The sequence below is a fragment of the Victivallaceae bacterium genome (assembly GCA_036659455.1).
Lineage (GTDB): Bacteria > Chlamydiota > Chlamydiia > Chlamydiales > Chlamydiaceae > JAVXCN01.
Genome location: JAVXCN010000001.1, coordinates 1 through 24,493 on the forward strand (window position 1 = coordinate 1; position 24,493 = coordinate 24,493).

Consider the following 24,493-nt stretch of genomic DNA (forward strand, 5'->3'; position numbering starts at 1 on the left):
CATCCAATAGCGATTCATGAGACGCATCAAATCTTCATCTCCGATCTGATTTTGTTCAGTTTTTTTTGACTCATTGATTCCTCTCAATGTTTCCGTTATTGTTAGTCCCGGTTAGGGAATGGGTGTGAAGTTCTTAGAATTTCTACAAATTATTTTAATTATCCATATAGCTCCTTCACAAGATATCTTCCATTTTCCGGAATCATCCTTAAAGATCAATGGTCCCATGCCTCCGTAGGCCTGAGCTATAATGACGAATAAAGCATAGTGAGGGTCTGCTTCCGTAGCCGTCGCTGCTCCCGTAACGCCGCTTAAAGATCCTGTGGTTCTTTTGATGCCTTCGGGACTTGACATCCAACGAGTATCCAATACCGCCCCGACTTCCATCCCGCTGATAACCACATTGTTATTGGGGTAGTTGGCAGACGCAATGAATGAAGGGATTTTTTGCAGATCATAAGATAAAATGTCGGGATGTCCCAGTACCCAGTAAGTAGGCTGACGAGCGTTATCGGGTATATGGGACTTTGCGATCTGAATGTCTTTCTCTGTTAAATATCCTGGAGCGGCGGCCGACGCAGTCTCAACCCCTCCTGACGCATACAACACAACCAGAGGAGGCGTCTTCCACAGTTTGTCCAGAGAAATACTATTTTCGGGAAAAATGGGGGTGCCTGATTTTCGGCAGTACTCTTCAAAAGACTTGTCATCCATATCCCAGACTGCTTCTCCCGTAAACTCACCCGATCTTCCTTCTCCTGCTACGGAAGAAAGATTCCCGGGAAGGGAAACATTATTAAGATAAGGTTCGGGAGAGGCTGTCGGAACCGAGGATTTCGCTTTATTCAACATCTGCCGGCTTTTCCCGATTTCATAGGCATATAAAGCCTTGTTGGGAACCCCTTCCAAAGCCGCAGCTAAAATAGGGGATTCTTCGAACGCCTCCTTGGCATATTTGGTGACTACTTCATCGTAATCAGAGTGACGGGCTTTCAGAATCTGTTCCTGAACATACATTTCTTTTTGAGCTAACTCCCTATTCCAATTTTGCCTATCGTACTCTCTGATTTTTTTCAAATCGGCAACGGTAACCATTTCGTGGTCTTCATATCCTTCTAAGGGGTCAGGCTTAATCATCTTTCCTTCAAGTTCTCTGTTTCTTTGTTTGAGAGCCTCGATGCTTTCTCTAGCGGCTCTCCAGTTTATTTCGGTTCCGATTTTATCCTTGTGACTATCGTACTCTCTGATTTTTTTCAAATCGGCAACGGTAACCATTTCGTGGTCTTCATATCCTTCTAAGGGGTCAGGCTTAATCATCTTTCCTTCAAGTTCTCTGTTTCTTTGTTTGAGAGCCTCGATGCTTTCTCTAGCGGCTCTCCAGTTTATTTCGGTTCCGATTTTATCCTTGTGACTGACGACGTCATTTACAGTCTCATCATTCATTTTTTATCCTTTTCGAATGGTTTTCATTGCCTTATCGATGTGAGTCACATCCTTGGCGGTAATAACGGTTTTTTGTTTATAAGGACGATGCTGAGGTGCTGCCTTCAAAGCGATTTCCTGCAATTTTTTTAGGAAATTATCAGTGAATTCTTCAGACTTTTCTTCTATCTCAACATTCATTGAAACCCTCCTTTTGGATGACATTTATAAATTTAGAAATTTTTTGTCAAGCAGATCAATTTATTTTTACGCTAGATTCCGTTTTTTTAATCCCGCAGATGAAAGATTGGTGAGTTGTTAATGTTTTTTGATGTTTGAAGCTAGATCGTTCAACCTTGGCCTTTATTCCAAGAAAAAGGTATCCCCTGCGTTTGGCTAAAGAATAATCATAATCACTTCCCTTTGCTCTGTAAGATTATTGCGATTCCGTTTCCACGAGTTCCTGGAATTCCTAAAAAAGTTCTGATTTTCTCTCCTACCTTAACATACAAGGTCGGATGCCACGTTATTATGACGTTTTTAGGAAAACCTTTTTCCAATTCGTGGCTTTATTTTTGATGGTTCTTTCATTAAAATGAAAACGGAAGAATTCCTTGACTGTTCTTGGACTATGGATAACTGTTTTTTTAAAAGCTCATCTTTCTTTTTAAAAAATTGGGGTTAGAGAGGTCGATCGTTATGTAGATTAAATCAGGATTGTTATGGAATGTTTTTAGATCTGGATTGTGAATATAAGGGACTTCTATATAGAATTTATATTATTAAAAGTTACTTCAAAATCGGATCCTTCCCGCCTGAAACACTTGAAATTTGCAAACCCTTTTTGTTGTAAGTAGAGGACAACTTGAATTTCTGCAAATATGTCTTCGATTGGATCGTCAGGGTTTAGTTGATTTAACACTTCTTTTTTTCGAAAAAAGAGGTTTCCATTTGCTCCGTTTTATTTTGGATTCAGGCGCTTTTTTGCGGTCTAGTGCGTAAAATTTGCTTGAATGATGAAAGCCGACCTGATATTTCTCAATCAAGAAATGTCCTATAAGTGCAGATAAAACCATTAATTTTATAATTAAAACTATGATGAGACCTACTTTTGCTTTGGGCTTTGACTTAGGATGGGAGATTTGTCCGTGAAATTTACTGTCTTTTGCTTTGGGCTTTGACTTAGGATGGGAGATTTGTCCGTGAAATTTACTGTCTTTTGCTTTGGGCTTTGACTTAGGGTGGGAGATTTGTCCATGAAATTTACTGTGGCAATCAGTGCAAAGTACGAACAATTCATGCATACAAGCATGTTCAAAACCATGTATCGCGTAATTTCTATGATGAACGGCTAAATTACAAGAGCTGTCGCATACCTGGCATCTGTATCCGGCTTTAAACTTAGAATAGGCGGTAATGGCTTTCCAGTAAGGTGTTTGCAAGAAATCTTGATACTCCATGCCTTTGATATGGTCCGACACAGTTTTCCAGTTTACGTTAGAGCATCTTATCCGGTTAATTCGCTCTTTTGGGGAGACCCATCTATCCCAATTCTTATTCGGATGCAGGTAGTTTTCAAGATAATAAGAGGTGTATTGTAGAACTTTTTGTCTCTCGGACTCTTCTTTAATTTTCTCGGATTCTTTATCAATCATAGGTTGATTTGCGCCTTGTGAAAAAATTCAAACGCAATATAAACAAAAATTCGATCTAGTCTTCCCGTGTCTTTAGTCCTGAACCGTTTCTTTATTTTTGAAAAAACAAAATTGGTTTCAAATACAATGCCAAGCATCAAGACGGTGCTGATGCTTGCCTTTGGATAATTAAGGAGGGAGCTCCATTGTGTATAAGGCAAAAGCATAACGAAACTATTAATACACAAGATACTATGATTCAATTTTTCTTTAAAAATTCATTTTAGATCCATTTATTTGCTTTTAGCATAAGGCTTCACATAGGTGTATCCCTTACTGGTTTTTTTGACATAACCTGAAATAATCTTCGTTTTAGGTTGTCCATTAAATTTACTTGGTTTTCCATAACCTTCATAAGGTACTTTCTTTACATAAGGCTTTTTTGTTGTAGCTTTGGTGGAGTATGATTTTTGAGTGTATGATTTCTTCGGTGCCGCACTCAATTTAGGTTGTCCATTAAATTTATTTGGTTTTCCATAACCTTCATAAGGTACTTTCTTTACATAAGGCTTTTTTGTTGTAGCTTTGGTGGAGTATGATTTTTGAGTGTATGATTTCTTCGGTGCCGCACTCAATTTAGGTTGTCCATTAAATTTACTTGGTTTTCCACAACCTTCATAAGGTGCTTTCTTTACGTAAGGCTTTTTTATTGTAGCTCTGGTGGAGTATGATTTTTGAGTGTATGATTTCTTCGGTGCCGCACTCAATTCTCCGACCGATAGAATAGTTATCGCTAAAATTGCTAAGCTAAACGCTCCATTTTTCAAATATTTAAACATTGTTTGTTTCCTTTTTAATTCATTTCGTAATAGTTGAATTCACCCGTAGCATAGTCATGGGTTTCTAATTCATTGCCGTAGAATCCTTAAACTTCTTCATAGTGATAGACTTCGATGTCTTTATATTTTTTTACGAGATTGCCTTTTTCGATATATTCATCTTCATTGTAATCGTAGCCGTCCCATCCAAACAAAAAAAGAACTTCCAAAAACCGGAAGCAAGAAAAATAAAATTATTTGTTCATGAATAAATATTCAAAGATAATATGAATCATGCCATAATAATGTAAAATAAAAAAAAGTTAAAATAATAGTTTGTTATTATTAAATAATTTAAACTATATTTAATGGTTAGCTAAGATGAAGTTGTTTTCTGGGAAAAGAATGGTTGAATTATTTACCTTCTTAGGCTTTTCTCCGTAACCGACGAAAGTATGTTTTAGGCCGTATTCATTCAATTTTAGGCTGGACAGTTATTGTTCTGAGGATCATCTTGCTATTGATGGGCGTAATATTTATTTCTTAGAGGCATTAACGCTAGAATCGATGGCATATTCAATGCTATTGTTTCTTTTTCTGTGACATCTCTGAACCATTTAGACTCAAAAAAATAGTACAGCTGTTCGAGGCGGTCGATATAAGTATCGGCTTTGCGGACAGCCGGATAGTGATTAGTTCTCTTTGATAAATCGGACAAATCAAAAGTTTCTTTTGTTTTGCTTAAGGCGTGTAAGTTTAAACGCTGTTTTTTATAAGATCGTATCTTTTTAATATAACGCTCTAGGACGTCTAAGATGTCTAGGGATACCTCCTATAATGATTCTTGTGTTTTGAGAAAAGGGATCAGGCGCATATAAAGCGAATAAGTAAGCGATTTGTCGAGTTCTGCGATAGATATTTTTCTTAGGATTGGAGTGTAGTTTAAGCTCCGGCATCAAGCGCAAAGGTATAGGAGAATTGAGGGGTGAAATCAAAAAGTCTTTACTGCAGGTTCATCTGGTCTAGTGCGTAATTGAGCTTTATGCAACCGAATCTTTCGGTCGGAAATATTGATTGTATGCCACTAAAAACAAAAAGCTTCGGTCTTAAAACCGAAGCCTTAATATGAATTGGAGGTGGAGAGAATCGAACTCTCGTCCTTGGGCAACTCCTTAATAACCTCTACATGCTTAGTTCCTGAAAAGAAATTCGCTCAATCTTAGTCAAGAACGGCTATAACCGAGCGATGCGTTTTTTTAATCTCGAATTCGACACATCAAACGCAAATTTGTCGAATCCTTATCGGATAATCGACGGTATTTTCAAAACCTCCGAAGGAATTTCGAAATACCGGGTCGTCGGTTTAACGCAACGACAGCTTAGTGAAACTAAGCAGCTTTCAATTGACTATCGCTAGTCAAATCGAAGAAGCTGATAACTTCACATTCGGCCTTAGGTTCGGCACTTAATGTTTTACCGGGTGTTTTAGGAGGCCAACCGGAGTCCTCCGCATGCCATTAATAATTCATTTCCAAGTCGAAACCTGTACACCCCCTTATAAATATAGGCGAAATTTTACCGGAATCGTCATAATCCGAACCATAAATTTATTTTTTATTATATGAAGTTTTAATCCGGTCAAGGAAGCCGTCATTGTTTATTGGATTTTTAATGCATTTAAACTAGTATTTTCTTTTGTCTTGTTAATTGTTTAAAGAGTTGTTCATGGTTCATAATAAAGAAAAATCGTCTCTCGCTATTCAAGAAGAAAAAATTTTAGTTTTTTGGAAAGAAAATAATATTTTTTTTAAATCCTTGAATAATCGAAAAGACGGTTCTCCGTTCTTTTTTTATGACGGACCTCCTTTTGCAACAGGGCTTCCGCATTACGGTCATATGTTGGCGGGTACAATAAAAGATACGATCGGTCGTTATAAAACCATGACCGGTTATTACGTTCCTCGTCGTTTCGGATGGGATTGTCATGGCGTTCCCGTGGAGTATGAAGTTGAAAAGGTCTTGAACATTCAGGGCAGCATTCTTGATTTCGGTATCGAGGCTTTTAACGAAAGGTGTCGAGAAGTCGTTTTACGTTACGAAAAAGAATGGGAGTCCCGAGTCGAAAGGATGGGACGGTGGGTCGATTTTCGTAAGACATGGAAAACGATGGATATTTCCTTTATGGAAAGCGTCTGGTGGGTATTTTCCGAACTTTATCGCAGAGGATTCGTTTATGAGGATGTTAAGGTTGTCCCTTTTTCACCGAAATTAAACACGCCTTTATCCAACTTTGAGGCCGGTCAGAATTACAAAGAAGTGGATGATCCTTCCGTAATCGTAAAAGTTGTCTTGAATGATGAATTGCCTCGGTTACTTGTGTGGACGACGACTCCTTGGACTTTGGTTTCCAATATGGCCATTGCGGTTGGTGAGGGTATCACCTATTTAACCGTTAGATCAAAAGAGACCGGGGAATGTTTTATTATCGGAGAAAACAGCGTGCTTCGATGGTTTTCGGAAGGAAGTTTCATTATAGAGAACAAGTGTTTAGGGAAGGATTTATCCGGAAAATCATACCGTCCTATTTTCGATTATTTCGAATCCAAGCAATCCGAAGGAGCTTTTCGGATTGTGTGCGCCGATTTCGTATCGGAAGAAGACGGTACGGGTCTGGTTCATATGGCTCCCGGATTTGGAGAATCGGATTTTTATGCTTGTCGTGAATTGGGAATTCCTTTGGTATGTCCCGTAGGAAGTTATGGAATGTTTACGGAAGCAATTCCCGAATATGTCGGACTTTTCGTCAAAGATGCGGATAAATCAATCATCTCTCGATTGAAAAATTCCGGAATGCTCTTTTTTAGGGGTTCCATTAGGCATAGGTACCCTTTCTGTTGGAGAACGGATACGCCTCTGATTTATAAAGCCGTTAATTCCTGGTTTATTTCCGTTGAATCGCTAAAGAGCGATCTTATTCGTGCTAATGAATCCATTTCTTGGGTTCCTGATCATATTCGATCGGGAAGATTCGGAAAGTGGCTAGCAGGAGCCAGAGATTGGGCAATTAGTAGGAATCGTTATTGGGGAACTCCTATTCCCGTTTGGAAGAATGAGCAAGGAGAATCTTATGTTATCGGTTCGATTAAGGAGTTGGAGGATTTGACGGGATGTGAAATAACTGATTTACATCGTCATCGAATAGACGATCTTACTTTTGTTAAAGACGGCTCCGTATATAAACGCATAGGGCCGATTTTCGATTGTTGGTTCGAGTCGGGAGCAATGCCTTACGGTCAAAGTCATTATCCCTTCGATCAGGAAGCATTTGCAGAACAGGGATTTCCTGCCGATTTCATCGCTGAAGGATTAGATCAGACAAGGGGATGGTTTTATACTCTCAATGTTCTTTCGGTAGCTTTATTTAATCAACCTGCTTTTAAAAATGCCGTTGTTAATGGCATTGTCCTCGCTGAAGACGGTAATAAAATGTCCAAGAGATTGAACAATTATCCGCTCATTGATGACATTATCGACACTTACGGTGCCGATGCCCTTCGGTTATACATGTTGGGTAGTCCTGCCGTTAGCGGAGAAGATTTGAAATTTTCCGTATCCGGAGTTGAGTCGGTCTTGAGACAGGTAATCATTCCTTTACGCAATGCTCTTTCCTTTTTCAAAATGTATGCCGATGTTTGCGGTGTCACGGGATTTGAGTATTCGGACGTTCAGTATACCGTAATAGATCGATGGATTCTTTCCCGATTAAATTCTTTAATCAAAGCCGTGGGAAATGCTATGGAAGCTTACTTTTTAAGTGATGCCGTCGAACCTTTGATTAAGTTTATCGATGATTTAACGAATTGGTACATAAGACGATCAAGGCGTCGTTTTTGGTCCGATATCGATTCGGCCGATAGGAGAGCGGCGTTTGCGACTTTAGCTCAAGTATTGATTACGTTTGGTAAAATAGTGGCTCCATTTATTCCGTTTACGGCTGAGGATCTTTATTTGAAATTGAGGACGTCTGCATCGGAAGAATCCGTTCATCTTACGGATTTTCCTTCTTCCGAAAGTCTTCAAGAGGATCTCGGTTTAGAAAATGTTATGAGAAATGTGCGCTCCGTGGTGGGTATGGGACATTCTCTAAGAAAGGAACATAGAATCAAGGTCAGGCAGCCTCTTCCTCGCTTTTATATAGTCGGTCGTAAGGAAGAGTTAGCGGAATTGTCCGATTTTGTTGACCTGATCTCCGATGAATTGAATGTAAAAGAGATGATTTTTTTGGAAGATAGTCCCGATTTTATTAAAACGACCGTAAAACCTAATTTTAGAATTCTAGGAAAAAAAGTAGGCTCTCTAATCCAAGAAATCGGCCTTATTTTAGAAAATTTGGATGAACAAGCGAAATTGGAACTCTATCAAGGTCGTGCGATTGAGATTGTTTGTCGAGAAACCGTCATCGCTATTTTTTCTGAGGATGTTCAAGTGATCAGAGAAGCTTGTTCCGGTTACATTGCGGATTCGGACGGAGCTTTTACCGTTATTTTAGATATTCGTCTAACGCCTGAATTGGAGTTGGAAGGAGATTTTCGTGAAATGGTCAGTAAGCTGAATAATTTAAGAAAACTTAAAGGGTTTGGAGTAACCGATAGAATAGAGGTTCTTATTCAAAATGTACCTAGAATTCGAGAAGTTTTTGAAAAATACGAAACCGATATCCGTAACGAGATCTTAGCAGTTAACATCGGTTTTTCTGATGATTTTCATGAAGAAGAGCTTGATATTAACGGGAGTCTTGTTTCGGTAAAACTGACTGTCGTTCATTGAGACCGATTCAGTCATTCCGGTAATATTATCAATAAGGTCCTTGAGGTAATTTTATTTATTATGAGTATTTCAGGAGAAAGTTTTCCGGCTATCGGTGTCAGGGATAATTATTCGGTTAATTCCAGATTTACTTTATATAGAAGGAAACCTCTTAGCGATTGCTTGAAATCTATCGGTGTCGTTTGTATCTTAATAGCACTGATCGGTTTAATCGTGTCTTTGGCTATCGGATTACATATTCCTCTAGTGATAGGCGCTGTTTCTTTAGTTGCGGTCGGTATTGTTTTTCTTATAGTTTCTCGTATTGTATTAAAAACAATCGTAACGGAAATCTCTCGACATGAACTCGAATTATTTGAAAAATCGAAGTCTTATGCAACTTCCGTATTAAGAAAATCTGAAGAGGATACTGATACGGAAGAACGCGAAGGAGTTCGTTTAATTGAAACATTAACTCCTCAGCCGGTGTCGGATTCGGAAACTTCGCAAGAGAATTTGATTGCCTCTTTGTCATACAATCTTTTACGTTTATATGATGTAGGGGTTTTTTTAAATCATCGTACTTTAAATGGTGAGCTAAATATTGCAGGTTTATGTGCATTTTTGAGTATGGCGAGTGCTTCTCAGCTTTTCGATTTGATGATATCCCAAACATTTGTTAAGGGCTTCTTAATTACTTCCCATAATGTGGATTATAAACCGCTTACTCAACTTTTATTGTCGAAAGTCTCTTTATTAGCAGAAGAAGAAAAACAAGCCTTGTTAGGCTCCGCAAGGCGGATGAGAAGTTTATATGGTCCTATGCTAGTCAGTGACAATAATGTTTTATTAAATGTTCTTTTTGTTTTGAACATTGATATAACCGATACAGTAGGTCCTGCAGGAAGCATATGGGATTATGTAGTTATGAACGAGAATTTGCACTTTTTGACTTTACTCCTCTCTAAACCGGATTATTTGTCCTGTTGCGATAAACAGAGGAATACCGTTTTGACTTCCCTGATTGAAAAAGGAAGATTTGATCTGTTTTCATTTGTTCTTAGTCGTAACGGTAACCTGGTTTTGGATAAAAAAAATCGTTTAGATATGGGACCCATTGCGACATTATTACACTATGCTCGGTTAAACAATTATGAAGATTCGCTAGTGATTCGTACTCTTACGGATCTTAATCAGTCTGAAAGTTCGGATCATGTATTAGATAAAAACGGGATGTTGGAATTGGCCGAAAGAGAAAATTTGTCTGAAACCGTTAAAGCCGCTTTGCGAGAGATTGGTTGTGTGACTTAATCCGGGCATTGATAAGGAACATACTATATTTTTTTCTAATCCGTTTCATTAGTTACCCCATAATTTTCAAAAAATTAAATATTAACTCGGGATTAAGGGGAATTATTTATTTTTTTTCAATCTACGATTCGTGAAAAATATTAATCCGCTAAGTGTCAAAATTCCTAAAATGGATAGCGTTAGTTTATTTGTAGGATAAGGTACTTGAGGAAGTTTTCCGATAGCATTCAAGGGCCAGAATCGATACAAGGGAGCACCTAATAAATTATCGATGGGAACGCATCCGAAATCTCGACTATCGGCACTCATGGGATAATTATCGCCCAAAACCAAAACGTGTCCTTCGGGTACTTTAAAACCGAAATTTTTGATAAACGATTCGATTTCTTTCGATGTCCCTTTAAATTTACGAGACATATCGGTAAAGCCGATATAAGGATATTCGTCAGAAGAGGTCGTTTCGTGTTTGATTTCATTTTTTACGAATTGCAGTAACCGTGAATCATCTTTTGAGAAAAGCGGCGCATTCATGACATATAAAGAACTGTTATTATAAAACGCGAATCGTTGAGGTAACGATAAACGATAGAATTCGTTTTTTTCGTGATAATTACTGAAATGAATTCCCATATTGAATAGTCGGATAATTTCTTGTTCATTTAATTTGTTTAACTGATGATCGGAGTCGACCGGTCTTCTTATTCCGGCAAAATAAATGCGATAGGGCACTCCGTTTTCGAACTCATAACAACCATCGGAAACGTTGGGTAATGAAATGGCATTTAACATTCTTTGAGAATTTTGATTTTCAAGTTGATATCGAAAAGCCTTGCCGGAGGATACGATGAATCTTGAAGTCGTTAAATGTCGTTTTAAAAGTTCTATGTGGTTATGGTCCAATCCGATAAACGTCGAATAGGGGTTTAGGGAAGGGGAAGTTTCAAAAGCGGTTTTCGATATCAGGGGTGAGGGGTATGTCAGATTAGCCGTATGATAAATTTTCAAATAAGCTATGGGAGAATTTCCGAAAGATTCCTTATAAGTGTTAGGTACTTTATCCGGCTGAACGATATGAACGACCGCATAGTTATTCATTCCCATAAGTTCGGCATAGCTTACAGGTTGATTACGGTTCGTTTTCATTAGGACCGGTTGATCTTCTTCCCAAGAATCTTGAAAGAAAAACCATCCTTTAGTTCGTAAACCCGTAGCCAAAAGCTTGCCCAGAGACTTATCCATCTGTTTAAAAAAAGTCGTTTGATTTCGTGTTTCCGTATTTCCGTCAAAACTAATGAACGGAACATGACGAATGTCTTCTATACGGTTTTTACCAAGATAATTTTCATTGCTTTGTTCGTTGACGAGTTCTCCTTGTCGATCGACAATGTATATATATCCTCCGTAAAAATAAACGGTATCTCCCGGTTTTGCCACGCATCTTTTAACGTAACGTTTTTTTCCGGGAAATATCCCGAAATATCTTGTGTCTGAGTTAGGAATAGACATTCCTTTAACCGTAAATACCACCAAACTGCCTCTTTGGATATCGTTTTCGGAAAAGAAAAAAGGCTTATTTGAAAAAGGTAATCGCAATCCGAAAGTTGTTTTGGATACGACGATTCTATCTTGTTCCCTGATTGTCGGTCTCATGGAACCGGTAGGTACTTCATAAAGCTCGAACCAAAATTGACGAATTAAAAATGCAACTGCAAAAGCAAAAAGAACGGTTTTAATCAATTCTTTGATTCCACAGGAACATTGACGTTGAGATTTTTTCATAAGTAATTTGAGACTATCGGAATAAATGGCTGCCTGTTCGGAATGTTTGGCTTTAATAGCCTTTTCAAGTTTATCCATCAAGGAAGCGATCTCTTTGGTCATATCGGAAGATAATTTGTGTTTTATCTTTTTTAACGCTTTTTGAGATTGAAGGAGAATTTTTTCGTAGGATTTAAAGGAACTGTTAGTATTCATTATTTATTTTCTTAAAAATAGGAACTCTTATAATTTCCGAAAATCTAGTTTATTAAGAAAACAACTGCAAGATAATTTTCCCCGTTTAATGTGGAAAACATGTTCATAGTTTGTTTATTTCTTGTTTCCGAGATGTTGAAGAATATTTGTTTTATCTTTGAATTTCATCAACTTAGGGTACTATGTAAATGTTTGAAAAAAATGTTCATAACTCGTTCTCGTTTTGAAGTTTTCATAGGGCATCGAGACATGAATGATGAATGTCGTAATCCGTTGAAAAGTATTCATGATTTAAAAAATACCTGTAATTCCGGAAATGGCCTGCAAGGATAAAGTCGTCTTTATCGAAGAAAACGAGCCGTTGATGAATGGATTTTCGGATTGAGGCAATCGACTGTGAAGACAGAGTCCTAAGAAGAAATGGTTTAATTGAAAATTGAGATTCATTGAAAGCTTGATCGATATTTGTATCTGCCGCAGCTTTCCGTGGAATTCGGAATGATTTATTTTGAAGATTCTTTTACGGTTTCGACGGAGAGATCGTGATTATATTCTTCAGCGGTTGTGCTTTGATCGTTGTCCATTTGAAATTTATATTGAAAAGGAGTAATCAATTTTTTACCTATTCCAAGAGATCTTATCTTTAGTTGTTCCCCAATTTCTATCCATACCGGGAAAGGTGAGATGTCAGTAGCAGTCAGACGAATTTCAATGCGTTTTTCCGAAAGAAAAGAGTTATCTCTAGGCCAGTAGGCTTCGAGAGCTTCGATATCGCCGGGTTCGAGGTTTTCTTCGGAAATGATTTTAGGATGCCAAATCGAACCGGAACCGCCGTTGATTCGTCTTAATTTGTCTTCAGGAATTTTATCAAAATCTAAAGTTAATAAAGTTGCAAATAGAGGAGAAGAGTTTATTTTTTTCAAGTCACACAATTTTTCACTTAACGAAAAACACTCAACAAGGTCTTTAGATACTCTGAAAATACGTATTTTAGGATGGCCTTTTTTTGAATTTACGATGTTTTTCCAATTTTGAGGAGGACGAAAAGGAGATGTGTATCGAATTTCTTCCACTATTGCAGATTGATTATCCGTCTCTTTTACGACAAAAATAACTTGATTGCCGTTATAGGAAAGTACGGCATAGTCTCCTGCGGAAGATCGTAATAGGATATCCGCAAGACGGGTTTTTGCAAACAAGGGGTGGCACATCGACAGTAACAAAACGGTTAATAATAATATTTTTTTTTTCATTCGTAGGATTATCTCAAGGGTTTCGTGTTTAAAAACAAAAAATATAAGGAAATATTACATTCAAGAAATTTTTATTTGTAGGATAACCTTGTTATTTTTTCAGCATGAGATAAATATTATTGACTTTGTGTTCAAAATCTTTAAAATCTCCTTCTTGAGTTGAGTTCTTTCCCTGTTGCTTTCCGTTCTTGGAAGCGTGCCTTTTTCGGATTGGACAGCGCAAATATTTTGTTTCGGAGGTTAATTATGAAGAAAGATATACATCCTGAGTATCGTCAAGTTCTTTTCGTCGATTCTTCGACGGGATATAAGTTCGTTTGCGGCTCTACGTTGCGCTCGAATAAAACGGAGATTTTTGAAGGACAAGAGTATCCGGTTTGTTATGTCACCGTTTCTTCTTCGTCTCATCCTTTCTTCACGGGAAGCAAGCAGTTTATCGACACCGAAGGGCGAGTCGATAAATTCCTAAAACGATACGGTCCTAAGAAAACCGTTGCCAAACCCGAAGAGGAGAGTGTTGGTGCCGGTTCCCCTGATTCGAAAAAAACCGTCGGTAAATCTAAGAAGAAGAAATAGTTTATAAGTCCGTCTCATGACGGATTGGTAGCATTGTTCCATGGAAGATAAGGTTATTCGATGTTTAGAGAGATTAAAAGATGTGGAAAATCTTTTAGCCTCTCCCGGTGTTTTTGATGATGCAACCGAATATCGACGTTTGACTAAGGAACATTCTTATCTTTCCGACATCCGTACCGTTTATCAGAATTTGCTTTCGATTCGTAGGATTAGGGAGGATGACGTTAAGGCGTTATCCACCGAAAAAGATCCTGAGATCGTTGTTATGCTCGAAGAAGAGATTAAGAAAAACGAGCGTCTTTACGAATCTTGTGAAAAAACTTTGCTTTCTTTGCTTGTTCCTCCGGATCCTGACGATGATCTCGGAGTTATTATGGAGTTGAGAGCAGGAACAGGAGGAGACGAAGCTGCGCTTTTCGTAGCCGATTGTGTGCGTATGTATCAATTATTTGCCATGGTTAGAGGCTGGAAATGTGAAGTATTGGCGGTTCATGAGTCGGATCTTGGCGGGTTTCGTGAGTATATTATGGGATTTTCCGGGGATGGTGTTAAAAGATTTCTTCAATATGAAGGCGGAACTCATAGGGTTCAGCGTGTCCCGGAGACGGAGACGCAGGGACGGGTTCATACTTCCGCTATTACTATAGCTATACTTCCGGAACCTTCTGAAGAAGAAGACGTTAAGATAGACGAAAAAGATCTTCGAATCGATACCTATCGTTCGTCGGGAGCGGGTGGTCAGCACGTTAACGTAACCGATTCTGCGGTCCGTATTACCCATTTACCGACCGGAGCCGTAGCCGCTTGTCAAGAAGAGCGTAGTCAGCATAAAAATAAAGAGAAAGCCATGAGGATTCTCAAAGCAAAAATTCGAGAGGCTGAAGCTAAAAAGCGATCTGAGATTGAATCCGCGTTAAGGTCGAATCAAGTGGGTTCCGGTGATCGTTCCGAAAGAATTCGTACTTATAACTTTCCCCAAAACCGATTGACGGATCACCGCATTAATTTGACTTTATATTCGTTGGATAAAGTTTTGGAAGGAGATCTTGAGCCGATAGTCAGTGCTCTTGTCAGACATTTTTATCAACTCAAGTTAGCTTCGTGACGATTCGTAGTTTAATTGAAGAAGGGAGTCGTTTTTTGGAAAAACAAGGAGTTCCTTTTCCCCGTCGAGAGGCTCGTTATCTTTTAATTGATATTTTAGGAATCGATACGGTTTCGGCATTACTTTCGAAAAATTTGATGCCGGATGAAGAAAGTGTTTCGCAGTACCATGAACGAATTTTCCAAAGAGGTCGTCGCCGACCTTCTCAATACATTGAAGGACGCGTATTGTTTTATGGGCTTCAATTAATGGTTGAAGAGGGTGTTTTGATTCCCCGGCAGGAGACCGAAATTTTAGCATCTTTGGTTAGTGACTTTTTTAACAATAAGAATATTCGTGAAGGGATTCTTTGGGATCTTTGTTGCGGTAGCGGATGCTTAGGTTTATCTTTGAAGAAAAAACACCTGGGTTTAGAGGTCTCTTTGTTCGATATTTCCGATAAAGCGACGACTTTAAGTGCCGAAAATGCTGCTCATAACGGTCTTGACGTTTCAATAAGTAAAGCGAATGTTTTTTGTTCTTTCGACGGTTCTTCAACGTGTGATTATTTGATTTGTAATCCACCCTATTTATCTTTTCGTGAAATTTTGAATACCGCTCCTGAGGTTCGTTGTTTCGAGCCTTGGTTGGCTCTTTACGGTGGAGCTGGGGGATTGGAGTTTTATGTTTTTTTAGCCGAAAATCTTATGTCGTTTTTAAAACCCAAGGGAAAATTATGGCTTGAATTAGGTTTTCGACAGGGCATTGAAGTAAAAGCGATTTTTGAAAAAAATAATTATTTCGGTGAATGTATTAAGGATTTCTCAGGTGTGGATCGGTTTTTTTTCCTTGAAATGGATAAGTAGGATAGTGTATTCTGCCGCCCTGGTATTTTGTTTCGTAGACCGATGTTTGCTTCATTAACGAAAAGATTGGTAGGGGTTGCCGGCTCTCTTGCGAGGGTTTATCGGGTTAGCGAAAAAGACGTTTCCGATGCGATTAGGGAAGTCAGGCTTTCTTTATTGGATGCAGATGTTAACTACACCGTGGTTAAAGAGTTTATCTCTGAGGTCAAGGAAAAGGCTCTTGTTATCGGTGGAATCAAAGGTGTGTCGGCGGGAGATCGGTTTATTGAGATTCTTCATGAAGAGCTTGTTTCTCTTATGACGACGGAAGGAGGTGATTTGGCAATTGCCTCGAAGAAGCCTTCCGTGTATTTGTTATGCGGTTTACAGGGAAGCGGAAAGACTACTAGCTGTGCAAAGTTGGCTTTTTTTTTGAAGGAAGAGAAGCGAATCGAAAAAATTTTACTCGTTCCCTGTGATTTAAAACGTCCCGGTGCTGTTGAACAATTACGGATTTTATCCGAAAAGGCCGGTGTTTCTTTTTATAACCCGGATTCCGCTGATCCGGTTCTTGTATCGGAAAACGCCAAACGATATGCGATTCGTGAAGGGTTTGATGCCGTCCTGTTCGACACCGCCGGAAGACTTCACGCGGATGAGCCTTTAATGAACGAATTAAAAGGAATAAAATCTCGTGTAAATCCCGATGAAGTTTTGTTTGTTGCGAATGCCGCGTTAGGTCAGGATGCCGCTATTTCTTCCGAAGCTTTTGACCGGGGAATAGGCTTAACGGGATTCGTTTTGACGATGCTTGATGGTGACGCCAGGGCGGGGGCTTCTTTATCTATGATTAGACTGACGGGGAAGCCGATAAAATTGGAAGGCTCCGGAGAAAAAATTCAGGATTTGCGTTTGTTCAGTGCTGAATCTATGGCGGATCGTATTTTAGGAAAAGGAGATACGGTTAATTTCGTTAGGGAAGCGAAAAAATTGGTCAATGAAGAGGAAGCTAATGCGATGGCTGAGAAGATACGTCGGGCTTCTTTTGATTATAATGATTATTTGAAACAGATTGCCTTGTTTCGGAAGATGGGGCCGTTTAAAAAGTTAATGCGCATGCTGCCCGGTAACGAAGTATCCGACTTTGATCTTGAAGAGTCTGAAAAAAAATTTATGAGAACGGAAGCGATTATCTTTTCCATGACGCCTGATGAGCGGGTGGAAAAAGTGGATTTATGCATAAGTCGTATTAAGAGGATAGCTTCCGGAAGCGGTGCGTCCATCGGTGATATAAATAAGCTGAAAAAGCAGATGAAACAAGCTAAAGAGTTTTTCAAAGATATGAATAAGGAAAAAATGGAAAAGCTCGAAAAAAAAATGATGGGAGGAAACAGTAAGTGGCTTTGAAAATTCGTTTGAGGCAACAAGGTAGAAAGAATAGAGTCGTTTATCGTCTGGTTTTGACTGATGCCGGTTCTCCTAGGGATGGTAAATATCTCGAGATGTTGGGGTGGTATAATCCCCACGAACAGATTTCTCTCGATGTGAAAGGAGATCGTATTTTTTATTGGTTAAATCAAGGAGCTGAGATTACCGAAAAAGCTATTGCTTTGTTGAAGCAGGGAGCTCCGGGTGTTTATGAAGCTTATACTTCTAAAAAGGTTGCTAAAAGGGCTGTTTTGTGTCAAAAGAAGCGAGCTTATAGAAAGCGATTGAGTGAAAAAAGACAAAGTGCCATTGTCTCCGCTTAAAACGGTTTAGGGTAGTGAAGTTTGACGTTATTTCTTTGTTCCCTGATTATTTCGAAAGTCCTTTGAGTTTAAGTATTCTAAAAAAGGCTGTCGATAATGGATTATTGACGTTTAATTTTTTGGACTTGAGGAATTTCGGAAACGGTCGTTGGCTTAAGGTGGACGACGCGCCTTTCGGGGGTGGTGGAGGAATGGTGATCGGTCCGGAACCTGTGGCCGCGGCTATACGAAGTGTGAAAAAGCCTCAAGACGGAAGTCGCGTTATTTATCTTTCTCCTAGAGGAAGCGTTTTAAATGCTTCCAAATGTCGCGAGTTGGCTTTGTATGATCATTTGATTTTGATTTGCGGACATTATGAAGGGATTGATCAGCGGGTTATTGATCTGGAAGTTGATGAAGAAATAAGCATTGGCGATTATGTTTTGACGGCAGGCAGTGCAGCTGCTCTTGTATTGATGGATGCTGTCAGTCGTTTTGTGCCTGGAGTTTTAGGTAATCCTACCGGATCGGATACGGAGTCTTTTGAGAACGGTCTCTTAGAGTATCCTCAATATACACGACCGGAGAGTTTCGAAGGTTTATCAGTGCCTTCGGTTTTGCTGAGTGGTAATCACAAGGATATTCATTCTTGGAGACTTAAAGAGAGTCTGAAAAAAACCGAAGAAATTCGTCCGGACCTCTATTTGGATTACCTACTTTCTAATGAAAGGGGTAGCGAGGAGCATATCGGGACATCTCTGATATATCGAAACAGTGTTTTCGAAACGGTGATACCGGTTGAGGATATATCGGAAAGCTTGCGATTTTATTCCGGAGTTTTTGGGTTATTAAAACAAGACGTGGAAAGACATACCGGTGAAGAACAGTGTGGTGTGATTGCTCCTAATGCTTTCGGGCGTTTTCGATTGAAACGGGTTTCTTCAAAGAACGGTATGGTTTTCTTCATTTCTTTTGAAGAAGTCGAGTCTTTACAAAAAGCCATCAAAAGGTGGAATAAGTATTCGAAAATGATTGCTTTTCGGAGAGAAGAAAATAACGAAGATATATACGAGGCTCGTTTTGAAGATCTAAATGAGCATCATTGGGTTTTGTTCTTGAAAAATCAGGATAAATAGGAAAGGGTTTATGGGTAATTTAATTAAGAAGATGGAAAAGGAATTATGTCGTACGGACATTCCTAGTTTCGGTGTAGGTGATACCATAAGGGTCGCAACTAAGATTACTGAGGGTGGAAAAGAAAGAATACAGGTCTTTCAAGGAACCGTTATTGCTCGAAAAGGCAGTGGTTTAGGTGAAAGTATATCTTTACATAGGGTAGCCTACGGTGAAGGTATGGAAAAAACCGTTTTATTAAATAGTCCTAAAATAGCTTCTATTGAAATCGTCAAGAGAGGGAAAGTCGTCAGAGCTCGTTTATACTATCTTAGAGGAAAAACGGGTAAAGCAGCTAAGGTGAAGGAATATATTGGTTCGAGAAAACCGGTATCTGTTGCTTCTTAGTCAATTGTATTATTTCAAATGATTGTATCTGAAAACAACGATGATTTTTTGTTCCGAAAATTTTCGGCTATGAGTGTTTTTGAAACGGAGGCTTATAAAGCCGGCTATCGGTATGTGATTGGGATTGACGAAGCGGGCAGAGGGCCTTTGGCCGGTCCTGTATTGGCGGTGGCTTGTTATCTACCTCCCGGAAAATTTTTTCCCGGTGTTGACGATAGTAAAAAAATGACTTCTTCAGGAAGGAAAAAAATTAAGGATTTGTTGTTGTCTGATAAGGAAGTGTCTTTCGGAATCGGGCTTGTCGAAGCTCCGATCATTGATCGGATCAATATTTTACAAGCTACTAAACAAGCTATGAGGGAAGCTGTCGATTCCTGTCGTACGCCTACAGACTTTCTCTTAATTGACGGTATGAATTTTGATATTAACGGTCTGCCTTCCAGAGGAATTGTTAAAGGAGATGCTCTTTGTGTGTCTATTGCCGCTGCTTCCGTTTTGGCTAAGGAATTTCGTGATGAAATCATGTTAAGGTATCATAAAGAGTATCCTGAGTACGGTTTTGAAAGACACAAAGGTTATGGAACTGCGGTACACCTTGCCGCTCTGAAAAAATTCGGTCCGACTCCTATTCACAGAAAGAGTTTTTCTCCCGTAGCGAAATGTAAGTTTCAATCCCCTTCTTATTGCGAGGCATCGGTCTAAAGATGACGGAAATCTTCGAGAACCCGAATTCGATTATGAAACGTCCTTTGATTTTCGTAATCAGTGCTCCCTCAGGAACCGGTAAATCCACTGTTGCGGATCGTCTGGAAATGGATTTAAAGAACTTGTTAAAGAGAGCTCGTTCATGCACTACCAGAACAATAAGACACGGTGAGGTAGAAGGACGAGATTATTATTTCATTGATGAAGAACGGTTTCGAGCGTTGATTGATTCGAGCAGCTTTTTGGAATATGAAGAATTATTCGGGGCTTGTTACGGAATTCTGAAATCTGAAGTCGAAGGAATTTTGGCTTCGGGAAATCATGTGCTGCTCGTTTTGGACGTAAAAGGCGCTTTGAAGTTTCGTAATTTATTTCCTTCTTCGGTCGTAACGATTTTTTTGCTACCGCCGTCTCCGGAAGAGCAACTAAAAAGGTTGTCGAAAAGAGGTTCCGAGAATTCGGATAGTTTACATGAGCGTTTATCAAGAACGGTTGAAGAAGAACGGATGTCGGATTTTTTTGATTATAAAGTGATTAATCAGGATCTTAATGCTACCGCATTCATTCTTAAAAGCATTTTTATAGCGGAAGAACACAGAAGGAGGGATCATGAGTGATCATCATCTTACTAACGAGAATTTAAATAAGAAGTTTGATAGTCCTTTTAGTCTTGTTAACCATGCCATTAAGATAGCCAGATCGAGAATATTGAAAGGTGAGACTTATTCTTCAAACGTGGTTATCGATGTTTTGGAAGATTTAGAGTACGATGACGAGGAAATCGATTGCACCGGTGAAGAAGTTATTATCGTCGTAGAAGAAAAAATCACCGAATAATCCATGAATGAGCGTTTTATGAGTCGTAAAAAAATGCGGGAAAAGGTCTTGATTACGGCTGCCTTGCCGTATGCTAACGGACCGCTGCATTTCGGGCACATAGCGGGAGTCTATTTACCGGCAGATTGTTGCGCTCGTTTTCATAGGCTTATAGGTTCCGATGTAATTTACATTTGCGGTTCCGATGAGTACGGTATTGCTATAACGTTAAATGCCGAACATGCAGGTATTCCGTTTAAGGAGTACGTAGATTATTATCATAATTTGCATTTGGCTTCTTTCCGTGATTTAAACATCGTTTTCGATTATTTTTCCCGAACTACATCAGATTCTCATGCTCCTTTGGTTATCGATTTTTATAACGATTTAAAACGGGGCGGGTATATAGAAGAGAAAGAGACTGAGCAATTATTTTCGGAACAGGAAGATCGTTTCTTAGCCGATCGATACGTTACGGGTAAGTGCCCTTATTGTAAAGCTGACGGAGTCAGAGGAGACGAATGCGGTAGTTGCGGGGCCTCTTATGAAGCCACTGATTTGATTGATCCTCGTTCCAAAATCAACGGAAAATCTTTGGTTCTCAAAAAAACAAGACATGACTTTCTTAAACTGGAATTGTTTAAAGAATTTCTTGAGAAACGTCTTAAGGAAAGACCTTTTCGTCCTAACGTTCAAAAGTTTGTTCTTGAGTATTTAAAAAATCTTCGGTCTCGTGCCATTACCAGGGATCTTAATTGGGGAGTACCTGTTCCCGGAAAAGAGAGTAAGGTTTTTTATGTCTGGTTCGATGCTCCGATAGGATATGTGAGTGCTACTCTTGATTGGGCGGATAAGGTTAAAAATAATCGAGAGTTATGGAAAGATTATTGGTTAAAGGATGACGTTAAATATATCGAATTCATAGGAAAGGATAATATTGTATTTCATGCCGTTATTTTTCCTTCAATGGAAGAGGGGCAAAGCCTTCCTTATAAGCAAGTCGATGATTTGGTAGCTTCCGAGTTTTATACCTTGGAAGGTAAACAGTTGAGTAAGTCCGATGGACATTTTATTGATATCGATGATTTTTTAAGTAAATATTCGGTAGATACCGTTCGTTACTTTTTGGCTTCCGGTGCTCCGGAAACTTCGGACAGTAATTTTTCTTTTGAAGAATTCAAATCTCGTTGTAACGCTGATTTGGTAGGTAAGTACGGTAATTTTATCAATAGAGTATTATCTTTTGCAGATAAAAATGGTTTTAAAACAATCAAAGCGCATTCCCATTTATTGAATGATGAAAACATAGCTTTTATGGAAAGCGTCAAGAACGGGGCGAGAGAGGCTTATGATTGTTATACGGATTATAGCATTCGAAGAGCGACTCAAGCCGTTATGGAAGTTGCTACGTTAGGGAACGTTTATTTCAATAGTGCGGCACCATGGAAATTAATTAAAGACTCGTCTTGTAGGGAGAAAGTCGAAAACATTCTCTTCTGTTGTCTTTTCTGTCAGAAAATTTTGGCGTTGATTTCTTATCCTTTAATTCCTGAGACATCGATTAAGATTTTGAATGCGTTAGGAATCGTAAATAAAGAAAAGACGAATGGGGTGACATTTTCCGATGAATCGATTTTCGATTTATGGAATAAGGACTTTTTGGATTATCGTTCAACCGAATATGCCCCGGTTTGTCCGGACCTGTTGTTTTCGTTGATTGAGTGATCCGATAAAATCATCCGGAAATCGGTATTAATTCGTGATTAATTCGTGTCGCTTTAATCGCTTGTTCCAGTCCCGTAAACCGAGTATCAATTCTATTTGTATTTACCGATATGGCGATAGCTTTTATACTTCCGATTAAAACGACTAATTTTTTTCCTCTCGTAATGGCCGTGTAAAGTAAATTACGGTACAACATCATGTAGTGCGATGTATGTATCGGAATGATTATGCAGGGACTTTCGCTTCCTTGATATTTATGGACGGATATGGCGTAAGCGATAGTTAATTCGTTAAGTTCATTGAAAGTGTAATTTATATACTTGGCATCGAATAGAACGGTAACGGATTTATTCGAAAAATCAATCGATTGAATATAACCTATATCTCCGTTAAAGACCTCTTTCCCGTAATTGTTACGGGTTTGCATAACTTTGTCTCCCGCCGAGTATTTTTGTTGATTTTTCATAATAAAAAGTTGATTGGGGTTTAATTTTTTGCGGATTGACTCATTAAGCGTATGTGTTCCGAGTACTCCTTTTTTCATGGGAGATAAAACTTGAATGTCCTTAATCGATATATGAAATTTTCCGGGGATAACATCCGTTATCAAAGAAACGATTTGTTCCAAGGCTTCTTTGGGATCTTCTTTTCTGAAGAACAAAAAATCTTGTTTCCCGTTTTTTTTATATAATTCGGGAAAGATGCCTTGGTTAATGAGATGAGCATTGGTAATAATCCCTGAATCGTGTACCTGTCTGAATACTTCATTCAGTTCCGTTACTGAAATCAGATCCGATCTAATCATGTCTTTTAAAATATTACCGGGTCCAACGCTGGGTAATTGATGGATGTCCCCTATAAATAAAACAATGGCGGAATCAGGAAGTGCCTGAAGAAAATGTTTCAAAAGAATCGTATCGATCATTCCCGATTCATCGACGATAATAAGGTCACAATCGAGAGGATTTTTTTTATTAATTTTAAATGATCGGTTTTCTCGATCATATCTTAAGAGGCTATGAATAGTAACGGCTCGTTTTCTTGTGACTTCGGAAAGTCTTTTGGCTGCCTTTCCTGTCGGTGCCGCCAATATTATTTTATGCGTTAATTGTTGAAAAATGATAAGAATAGCCTCGGTTATTGTGGTTTTTCCGGTTCCGGGCCCTCCTGTGATGATGTGAATTTTCTTTCTTATCGATAAAGTCAGGGCCTCTTTCTGTTTTTCGGCGAGCGTGAAGCCTAGACGTTCTTCTGCCCAGGGAACGGAGGTTTCAGGTGAAATATTCCGTATATTTTTTGACGAAAAAAGAATGCGTTTAAGGTCGAAGGCAATTGAAAGCTCGTTTTGAAACAATTCTTTTTTCCAGATCATCGGTACGGCATTTAAGACATGTTTTATGAAAATTTCCGTTTTAATCAATATGGAAATTTGTTGGCTAATCTCTTCTTCGGTAACGATATGATCCGTTGATTCGTTATTTAATATTTTATCGGTGCGTTCGATAAGATGGGTAAGAGGTAAACAACAGTGACCGAGATCGGTACTTTCATTCATAATGAATTGAAGACTTGCTTTGATCCTGTATGCGGAATTTTTCGGTAATCCCAATTTTAATGCAATGAGGTCTGCCGTTTTAAATCCGATGCCGCGTATGTTTTTTGAAGCGAGAATAAAAGGATTCGTTCTAATTATGGAGATGGTGTTTTCTCCGAATTTGGCGAATAATTTTTTCGCAAAATAGACGGGTACGTCATATTCCTGTAGAAAAAGAACGGTATCTCGAAGTTGTTTTTGTTCTCCGAGTTGTTTAATGAGTTGATCGCTTTTTTTGTTTCCCAAGCCGGGGACTTCCCTTAATCGTTGAGGATCGTCATTGATGATGTTAAGAGTATTTTCGGAAAATGTTTCAATGATTTTTTTTGCGATTTTGGGTCCGATACCTTTAATATTTTTGGAAACCAAATAATTAAAAATACCTTTATTTCCGGAATTTTTTTCGTACTTGATCTCGGTTACGTTAAAAATTGTGCCGTAATAATGATCTTCCGACCAGTTACCGTAAACGCTGACTTCAGCATTCGGATTGCATTCGAAACGAGAGATGACGGTAATGGGTTTTTCTTGGTAAGGAGTTTTTAACGAGGCTATCGTCAAAGAGTCGGATCTATGAAGGATCTGATGAATTGTTCCGTGAATTCTTTCCATAAGAAGCCCTGACCTTAGGAGCGATTATTATTTCATGTATATGAAAATTCGAGGCAATTAAGGTTTA

At 38.8% G+C, this 24,493-nt stretch carries 21 protein-coding genes and 1 other RNA gene; 13 read left to right on the forward strand and 9 right to left on the reverse strand.

The genetic code is table 11. From position 1 onward, the window contains the following. Positions 1-111 precede the first annotated feature (111 nt). The 6 genes from RSA43_00005 to ssrA all read right to left on the reverse strand — a co-directional run bounded on the left by RSA43_00005 (position 112) and on the right by ssrA (position 5,429). A complete protein-coding gene (locus RSA43_00005; GenBank protein ID MEG2495677.1) occupies positions 112-1,443 on the reverse strand; it encodes a hypothetical protein in 1,332 nt (443 codons plus the stop codon). Positions 1,444-1,446: 3 nt separating this feature from the next. Continuing rightward, complete coding sequence (locus tag RSA43_00010; GenBank protein ID MEG2495678.1) at positions 1,447-1,623, reverse strand: hypothetical protein; 177 nt, start codon at positions 1,621-1,623, stop codon at positions 1,447-1,449. A 698-nt stretch (positions 1,624-2,321) separates the two neighbouring features. Beyond that, positions 2,322-3,077, reverse strand: coding sequence for a hypothetical protein (locus RSA43_00015; GenBank protein MEG2495679.1), 756 nt, complete (start codon positions 3,075-3,077; stop codon positions 2,322-2,324). A 272-nt stretch (positions 3,078-3,349) separates the two neighbouring features. After that, positions 3,350-3,895 carry a hypothetical protein gene (locus tag RSA43_00020; protein ID MEG2495680.1) on the reverse strand — a complete coding sequence of 182 codons (546 nt, stop codon included), beginning with the start codon at positions 3,893-3,895 and terminating at the stop codon, positions 3,350-3,352. A gap of 86 nt (positions 3,896-3,981) precedes the next feature. Continuing rightward, entirely contained in the window at positions 3,982-4,104 is a 123-nt protein-coding gene (locus RSA43_00025) for a hypothetical protein (GenBank protein ID MEG2495681.1), read from the reverse strand. A gap of 898 nt (positions 4,105-5,002) precedes the next feature. Then, positions 5,003-5,429, reverse strand: a transfer-messenger RNA (tmRNA) gene (gene ssrA / locus RSA43_00030). Positions 5,430-5,599: 170 nt separating this feature from the next. Here ssrA and ileS point away from each other — a divergent pair. Both ileS and RSA43_00040 read left to right on the forward strand, forming a co-directional pair. Further along, positions 5,600-8,701 carry an isoleucine--tRNA ligase gene (gene ileS, locus RSA43_00035; GenBank protein ID MEG2495682.1) on the forward strand — a complete coding sequence of 1,034 codons (3,102 nt, stop codon included), beginning with the start codon at positions 5,600-5,602 and terminating at the stop codon, positions 8,699-8,701. A gap of 60 nt (positions 8,702-8,761) precedes the next feature. Then, complete coding sequence (locus RSA43_00040; GenBank protein MEG2495683.1) at positions 8,762-9,991, forward strand: hypothetical protein; 1,230 nt, start codon at positions 8,762-8,764, stop codon at positions 9,989-9,991. 102 nt (positions 9,992-10,093) lie between these two features. Here the strand turns inward: RSA43_00040 and lepB are convergent, their stop codons facing one another. Then, the gene (gene lepB, locus RSA43_00045) at positions 10,094-11,965 is read right to left on the reverse strand and encodes a signal peptidase I (GenBank protein MEG2495684.1); all 1,872 of its coding nucleotides are present in this window, start codon (positions 11,963-11,965) and stop codon (positions 10,094-10,096) included. A 503-nt stretch (positions 11,966-12,468) separates the two neighbouring features. After that, positions 12,469-13,218 (reverse strand): hypothetical protein, encoded by a 750-nt coding sequence (locus tag RSA43_00050; GenBank protein MEG2495685.1) that lies wholly within the window; start codon positions 13,216-13,218, stop codon positions 12,469-12,471. A 246-nt stretch (positions 13,219-13,464) separates the two neighbouring features. On the opposite strand from RSA43_00050, the gene RSA43_00055 reads away from it, so the two are divergent. Genes RSA43_00055 through metG form a run of 11 tightly spaced genes read left to right on the forward strand, consistent with a single transcriptional unit; the run spans position 13,465 to position 22,220 of the window. Beyond that, on the forward strand, positions 13,465-13,794 hold the full coding sequence (locus tag RSA43_00055; GenBank protein MEG2495686.1) for a type B 50S ribosomal protein L31: 330 nt from the start codon (positions 13,465-13,467) through the stop codon (positions 13,792-13,794). A gap of 40 nt (positions 13,795-13,834) precedes the next feature. Then, entirely contained in the window at positions 13,835-14,899 is a 1,065-nt protein-coding gene (prfA, locus tag RSA43_00060; GenBank protein MEG2495687.1) for a peptide chain release factor 1, read from the forward strand. Then, positions 14,896-15,744 carry a peptide chain release factor N(5)-glutamine methyltransferase gene (gene prmC / locus RSA43_00065; GenBank protein ID MEG2495688.1) on the forward strand — a complete coding sequence of 283 codons (849 nt, stop codon included), beginning with the start codon at positions 14,896-14,898 and terminating at the stop codon, positions 15,742-15,744. The genes prfA and prmC overlap by 4 nt, the downstream gene beginning before the upstream one ends. A gap of 42 nt (positions 15,745-15,786) precedes the next feature. Beyond that, positions 15,787-17,130 (forward strand): signal recognition particle protein, encoded by a 1,344-nt coding sequence (gene ffh, locus RSA43_00070; GenBank protein ID MEG2495689.1) that lies wholly within the window; start codon positions 15,787-15,789, stop codon positions 17,128-17,130. Next, the gene (gene rpsP, locus RSA43_00075) at positions 17,121-17,474 is read left to right on the forward strand and encodes a 30S ribosomal protein S16 (protein MEG2495690.1); all 354 of its coding nucleotides are present in this window, start codon (positions 17,121-17,123) and stop codon (positions 17,472-17,474) included. Before ffh ends, rpsP begins: the two co-directional genes overlap by 10 nt. A 14-nt stretch (positions 17,475-17,488) precedes the next feature. Beyond that, positions 17,489-18,589 carry a tRNA (guanosine(37)-N1)-methyltransferase TrmD gene (trmD, locus tag RSA43_00080; protein MEG2495691.1) on the forward strand — a complete coding sequence of 367 codons (1,101 nt, stop codon included), beginning with the start codon at positions 17,489-17,491 and terminating at the stop codon, positions 18,587-18,589. Between the two features lie 10 nt (positions 18,590-18,599). Next, positions 18,600-18,974, forward strand: coding sequence for a 50S ribosomal protein L19 (gene rplS / locus RSA43_00085; GenBank protein MEG2495692.1), 375 nt, complete (start codon positions 18,600-18,602; stop codon positions 18,972-18,974). A gap of 18 nt (positions 18,975-18,992) precedes the next feature. Beyond that, the gene (locus tag RSA43_00090) at positions 18,993-19,676 is read left to right on the forward strand and encodes a ribonuclease HII (protein ID MEG2495693.1); all 684 of its coding nucleotides are present in this window, start codon (positions 18,993-18,995) and stop codon (positions 19,674-19,676) included. 2 nt (positions 19,677-19,678) lie between these two features. Continuing rightward, entirely contained in the window at positions 19,679-20,296 is a 618-nt protein-coding gene (gene gmk, locus RSA43_00095) for a guanylate kinase (GenBank protein MEG2495694.1), read from the forward strand. After that, entirely contained in the window at positions 20,289-20,516 is a 228-nt protein-coding gene (locus RSA43_00100; GenBank protein ID MEG2495695.1) for a hypothetical protein, read from the forward strand. Before gmk ends, RSA43_00100 begins: the two co-directional genes overlap by 8 nt. A gap of 3 nt (positions 20,517-20,519) precedes the next feature. After that, complete coding sequence (gene metG, locus RSA43_00105; protein MEG2495696.1) at positions 20,520-22,220, forward strand: methionine--tRNA ligase; 1,701 nt, start codon at positions 20,520-20,522, stop codon at positions 22,218-22,220. Positions 22,221-22,230: 10 nt separating this feature from the next. On the opposite strand, the gene RSA43_00110 is transcribed toward metG, so the two are convergent. After that, positions 22,231-24,426 (reverse strand): ATP-dependent RecD-like DNA helicase, encoded by a 2,196-nt coding sequence (locus RSA43_00110; GenBank protein ID MEG2495697.1) that lies wholly within the window; start codon positions 24,424-24,426, stop codon positions 22,231-22,233. Between the last annotated feature and the right edge of the window lie 67 nt (positions 24,427-24,493).